This is a genomic window from Acidiphilium sp. PM (assembly GCF_000219295.1).
GTDB lineage: Bacteria > Pseudomonadota > Alphaproteobacteria > Acetobacterales > Acetobacteraceae > Acidiphilium > Acidiphilium multivorum.
Genome location: NZ_AFPR01000624.1, coordinates 1 through 4,867, shown reverse-complemented (window position 1 = coordinate 4,867; position 4,867 = coordinate 1). Strand labels below are relative to the sequence as shown.

The 4,867-nt window shown below is 56.4% G+C and carries 8 protein-coding genes and 1 pseudogene; 2 read left to right on the top strand and 7 right to left on the bottom strand.

Translation table 11 applies throughout. The features are described from left to right. Window positions 1–86 precede the first annotated feature (86 nt). Complete coding sequence (locus tag APM_RS19680; RefSeq protein WP_007425140.1) at window positions 87–410, top strand: hypothetical protein; 324 nt, start codon at window positions 87–89, stop codon at window positions 408–410. 229 nt (window positions 411–639) lie between these two features. Continuing rightward, the gene (locus APM_RS19675) at window positions 640–1,050 is read left to right on the top strand and encodes a hypothetical protein (protein WP_007425139.1); all 411 of its coding nucleotides are present in this window, start codon (window positions 640–642) and stop codon (window positions 1,048–1,050) included. Window positions 1,051–1,353: 303 nt separating this feature from the next. On the opposite strand, the gene APM_RS21945 is transcribed toward APM_RS19675, so the two are convergent. From APM_RS21945 to APM_RS19655, 7 genes and pseudogenes are all read right to left on the bottom strand, one after another. Continuing rightward, the gene (locus APM_RS21945; protein ID WP_138919296.1) at window positions 1,354–1,911 is read right to left on the bottom strand and encodes a hypothetical protein; all 558 of its coding nucleotides are present in this window, start codon (window positions 1,909–1,911) and stop codon (window positions 1,354–1,356) included. Window positions 1,912–1,962: 51 nt separating this feature from the next. Continuing rightward, window positions 1,963–2,160 (bottom strand): DUF2283 domain-containing protein, encoded by a 198-nt coding sequence (locus APM_RS19670; RefSeq protein ID WP_007425138.1) that lies wholly within the window; start codon window positions 2,158–2,160, stop codon window positions 1,963–1,965. A gap of 15 nt (window positions 2,161–2,175) precedes the next feature. Then, entirely contained in the window at window positions 2,176–2,454 is a 279-nt protein-coding gene (locus APM_RS21160; protein WP_081432858.1) for a type II toxin-antitoxin system RelE/ParE family toxin, read from the bottom strand. Then, on the bottom strand, window positions 2,445–2,621 hold the full coding sequence (locus tag APM_RS21155) for a CopG family transcriptional regulator (RefSeq protein WP_081432859.1): 177 nt from the start codon (window positions 2,619–2,621) through the stop codon (window positions 2,445–2,447). The genes APM_RS21160 and APM_RS21155 overlap by 10 nt, the downstream gene beginning before the upstream one ends. Continuing rightward, window positions 2,618–3,058, bottom strand: coding sequence for a helix-turn-helix domain-containing protein (locus APM_RS21150; protein ID WP_241763238.1), 441 nt, complete (start codon window positions 3,056–3,058; stop codon window positions 2,618–2,620). Before APM_RS21150 ends, APM_RS21155 begins: the two co-directional genes overlap by 4 nt. 813 nt (window positions 3,059–3,871) lie before the next feature. Further along, entirely contained in the window at window positions 3,872–4,435 is a 564-nt protein-coding gene (locus APM_RS19660) for a hypothetical protein (protein ID WP_007425137.1), read from the bottom strand. A gap of 1 nt (window position 4,436) precedes the next feature. After that, window positions 4,437–4,867 (bottom strand): annotated as a pseudogene (locus tag APM_RS19655) (molybdopterin-guanine dinucleotide biosynthesis protein MobA); the annotation flags it as partial.

Below are 4,867 nucleotides of genomic sequence, written 5' to 3'. Positions count from 1 at the left end.
AATCCTGGGGGCGTTGCCCCCGCCCTGCGGGCGCCCCCCACCAATGGGCTTGCGCGCCCCTTGGAACCCCGACTAGTTTTTGTGTCATGGCAAAGCGGACGGACGACGAAATCCTTGCTGATCTCACCGCGAAGCAGCGTGAGATCGAGACGCGGATCAATGCGGTGAAGGCGCGCTCGAAAGAACGCGCCCGCAAGGAGGAGACCCGCCGCAAGGTGCTGGTTGGCGCGGTCATCCTTGCGGAAGCGGAGCGGTCTGAGGCCGCGAAGCAACGGCTCCAAGCCCTGCTCGACAAGCATCTTGTACGCCCTATCGATCGCGAGGTGTTCGGGCTACCGCCCCGGCCAGACCAGTCTGGCCAGGCGGCTACGTCCAGCGACTCAACAGCCCGCCCTGACGATGCCGACTGAGTCTTAATCGGCCCTGAACCATAGCCGGCTCAAACCATGACATGTCATGGTTTGAGCGTGACATGTCATGGTTGCCTTGCCATGATATGTCATGGCTAAGAATAGCAGGGACGGGAATCGAGAGCGCGCCGCCCGGCGCCGGGCGGCTCTCGCCGAGCGTGGTATCAGGCCCATTCAGGTGCTGGCACCGGACGCGGCTCATCCTTTGATCCGTCAGGCTGCGGCCCTCATGACCCGCGACGATGCCCCCCTGGAACCACGGGCGGCGCTGCGTCGGGCTGGCGGGGCGAATGAGCCTGAGCCCGGTGAGGCATCGCCCGGCCTGGCTGCGGAACTGGAAGCTGCCAAAGCCAGGATCACGGAAATCGAGCGTCAGGCAGAGGCGCAGAGGGTCATGGCGGACGACGCCGCAGAGCGTCAGAGGCGGGCGCTAGAGGTTGAGCAGGAGAAGGCGCGCGCGAGCGCAGAGGAGGCCCAGAAGGCCGCCAGATCCGCCCAGGTAGCCGAAGGGCGGGCGGCAGAGGCGCTACGGCGCGCGGAGAAGGCGGAAGCCACCATACGGCAGGCCAAGGCTCTACCGGGCCTCAAAGGCCGGCTTGTGCGCCTTCTGGCCGGCGAGGTGCTGAAGTGGCCTGATTGACGGCCTCCACCATCGATAATAGGGTTCCAATTCTTCAGCTTTTTGCTGATGCTCCAAGTTAAGGCGAAGTGTGATCGACCAAGGTTCGGTCATATGGTCGTAGGCGAGGATTCCTACGGGTTTCGCGGAAAAGCCATCCGCCATCGAAATTTTTTTCTGGAGGTCAACATGCATCAGCATGTTTTAAATCCAGCGATGGTGCGTAGTTTGGCTGAATTGATATACGCAATCGCTGTATTGTTGAAAGCCGTATGGCCAAAAGGGTTTAATTAACAATAACTTCTGGGTCATGAAACAATTTTATCATGGCCCAGTTTTTTTATTGATATTAGATATTTCTATTGGCAATTCGATTTCTAGGTCTGAATTATAATGGAAAGAGGGGAATTTATAATTTTTGCTAAATTTTATTATATCATTGTCAATAATTTTTGATCCGCTACTTTTGTATATTTTTACTTTTTCGGCATGACCGAGATTGTTTATTTCTAATGAAATAATTGGTGATATCTTTTTAATATGATATTTTTCAAAATCATTTATAATATCTGATTTATAAATAGACTTCTTAAATGATGACATCCAAATTTTTTCGTAACTTAAAGCGGAATTTTTATTCCAAACTTTATGCCGACCGATCGACATAATATTATATCCTACAAATATAACAATAATAGAAAACATAATAATAATTGCCGTATACCAAAGCACTGGATAAAGATAATAAAATAAAATAGATAAAGCTAAAGCCGGAATCCATCCTATTATAATTCCTATTAAAAATCCAAATAAATGTATAGATAATACGTATGTTGAAATGAATATTAAAATTGAAATTATAAATAGTAATAAATCTAACATCATATTATTCGAAAAGAGATTTTCTTGAAAAATCTATGATGCCGAATATTTTCATGCCGCATATGGAATTGCCGGTAGTGTTGCCCGTGATCGCACACCCAGCACTTCGATCCCGACTAGGTGTCCGATCTCGTCCATATCCAGCAGGATGCCAGGCTCCAGTTCCCTGGTCTCGGCAATCGTCGCTCCCTTAGGGGCGAACCGGACATAGAGCGCATCCGCCTCGGGATCATAGCTGGTCGTGATCACGGTCTGGCTCCTCGATCAAAACTCTCTACGATCCTGTGCGCCGTGCCAGATGCGAAGGACTTCAGCGTTCTGGCCGACAATTCGATAAACGATAATGTAGGGCCAAATCACGGTCAGTTCCCTCGTCCCTGAAACCAAGCCGGGCCGCCCACGCTCAGGTAGATACTCAAGCCGATCACAGGCCGCTACGAGCTGCACCGCGATGCGAGTGGCTGCGGCAGGGTTTTCCCGGCCGATGTGGTGGCGAATATGGACAAGATCATTGATAGCCTCAGCCGTGAAGATTACCGGCATTTAGGTTCGGACAGCTCGTTTTCAGTTCCCCAGGAAAGCAGCCATTTCCGAGCTTCCTCGTAGGGTACGGTGCGCCCGGAGTCCGCAGCCGCAATCCCTTTTTTGACGGCTTCAACGAAAGCTTCCGTATCAGGATCATCTGGCATGGATACAGGGTTCGGGATCATTCAGCGGACTCCTCTTGGTGGAGGTGAGTACTACGCGCTGGCAAGTCATGTTCTAGTCCATCAAATGGTGGTTGAGATGGCGGAGGCTCGCCATTACCAGACGGGAGTTGGCGTTCACCTGGTAGCAATGTTGGAATTTGCCTTAGAGGATCTTGGCTGATCTCTTCCTGTTCGTCGGAACGAGCCAAAACTTCGGCTGAGAACCTAGCGTAGCGGAGCTTGTCGCGCTCTTGCGTCCAAGCAACTCGGCTATTGATGACTATGGCATTGGCGGCACCTTTGCCGCCTATCTGAATAACCTCAATCCAACGTTCGCTACGGAGATCAGCGATTGCCCGACGAACGGTTGCGACCGACATCCCGCTAATCGAGGCTAGGGTCGCCCACGACGCCACCACAGCATCACTATGACCCATTTGAGCAACGAGATAGTGCATCAATGCGGCTGCTCGAGGTTTGCTGACGGAAAGCCGCCCCCAAGCTTCATGGGAAGCTCGATCGGTCTGAATCCATCTTGGAGGGGAGTTGGCGTTCTGAGTGAGCAACCCCCTGCTCATATGTGCACCATTCGTTTGCACTGGAGTATTCATATGAATCACTCGTGATCGATACGGGTGATTCATATATGATCACATCTGATCCATACAAATCAACCCTGCTCACCTAAGTGAGCAGGGGGCTGCTCACTTAGGTGAGCAGCCCCCCCTTTGTAACATATTGATTTAATTGGAAATTTTTTCGCCCCCTCTCTATGATCTTAGGACTGGGGCTCCCCCTCATTTTTGTCGTCCCGGTAGTCCACAGGGAACGAGGGCCGCGAGCCGCCCGAAGGGAGGCGAAGCGAGCGGCCCGAACTTCCCTGTGGGCCCACCGGGGCGACGGGCACTACGCACGCGCGAGCGCGCGAGGCTGCGAAGTTGGGAAGGGGGTGCGGGGGAAACCAGATGCGGCAAATCGCGATGCGATTTGACCATGAAAGGCGGCCCTGACGGGCCGCGCTAGGGGAAGGTAAGGGCTGGCGCGGGCGCGATGCGCCCTCCGGGTCTCCCGCTCTGCGCTCGACCCGCGCCACGAGGTCAGGGGCAACGGGACGGTAAGCAAAAGCGGCATTGGAGACGAAGCGGCGAGGATGGCCGTGAAACCCCGTCAGACGGGCGTACACGGGTTTTTTGGGTTTGGTGCTGTTTTGGGGTGTCAGGACATAAAACCCGTTCTACGGCCTTCTGCCGGGCCGGAATGCCCATTCCGGATCAATAGCCGCGTGGAATGACCAGCTTGATATTCCCCTTGGTGGTTACCCAACCGCCGTGCTGGTCACTGCTGGCCTCGAAGCAGAGATGACCGCCGCAGGTCTCCCACTTCACCCGCGCGCCCTTGGCCTTGAGTGCCTTGAGGTTGGCCCGTTCGGTCTGGACCTCGGCCCGCAGGGCAATGACCTTGGTATGGAGGCGGTGGAATTCGTGTCGTTCCCACCAGATCGAGGCGAGACTGCCGCTCACCACCAGCACAACGGCCAGCGCCAGGACGGCGACTGAGCGCAGATTGAGCCAGCGTGTCGCGGTGCGGACCTCGGCAACCTGCTCGACGGCGCTGGACGCTGCCTGAGCGGTGTCCGAGGCGGCCTTCTGGATCTCCTTCACGGCCTCGCTGGCGCCGTCCAGAGCGGTCTTGATGCTGCTCACGGCCTTGGTGGCGGCCTGATCGACGGAGCGGGTGAGGGCGTCCGGATTGGCGGCCTTCACGGACTCGGTGCATTTGGCGACCTCGGCGGCGAGGGCATCCAGAGCGTCTACGATGGGGTTGCCGGTTGCCATGCTACATCTCGATCCCCCGGCCGCGTTCCCGGCCCTGGTCCGGTGTGCGTTGCTGCTGGCGTTGCTGGTTCTCGTGCTCGCGGGTTTTGAGGATTTTCTCGGCGGCTCGCATGTCCAGCATCTGGGTGGCGCGTTGCATGTCCGGGCTGGTGGTTGCGGCGATCAGGGCGGAGGGCAGGGGCAGAGCCTGTCTGAGCACGCTGGCGAGGCCGGGGAGGCGTTCGCGCATGGTCTGCATGAGGTTTGAGCCGGCCTGGCGGACCTGTTCCCAGGAGCGGCTCATGGTGCGGAGCATGCCGCGATCCTGCCTGACCTGCATGGCGTCCCGGAGGGCGTAAGCCCGCGTGCCGCGTCCCTGGCGTGCCATCTGCATGGCGACGGGGCCGATCTTGGGTTCCGGGGCGCGGTCCAGTTCCATGGCTCTGGCGGCTG

Bases quoted from the DNA above. Each gene is read 5' to 3' on its own strand.
- APM_RS21945 (WP_138919296.1), bottom strand. From the start codon at position 1,911: ATGTTAGATTTATTACTATTTATAATTTCAATTTTAATATTCATTTCA.
- APM_RS19660 (WP_007425137.1), bottom strand. From the start codon at position 4,435: ATGGCAACCGGCAACCCCATCGTAGACGCTCTGGATGCCCTCGCCGCC.
- APM_RS21160 (WP_081432858.1), bottom strand. From the start codon at position 2,454: ATGCCGGTAATCTTCACGGCTGAGGCTATCAATGATCTTGTCCATATT.
- APM_RS19680 (WP_007425140.1), top strand. From the start codon at position 87: ATGGCAAAGCGGACGGACGACGAAATCCTTGCTGATCTCACCGCGAAG.
- APM_RS19675 (WP_007425139.1), top strand. From the start codon at position 640: ATGACCCGCGACGATGCCCCCCTGGAACCACGGGCGGCGCTGCGTCGG.
- APM_RS21155 (WP_081432859.1), bottom strand. From the start codon at position 2,621: ATGATCCCGAACCCTGTATCCATGCCAGATGATCCTGATACGGAAGCT.
- APM_RS21150 (WP_241763238.1), bottom strand. From the start codon at position 3,058: ATGCACTATCTCGTTGCTCAAATGGGTCATAGTGATGCTGTGGTGGCG.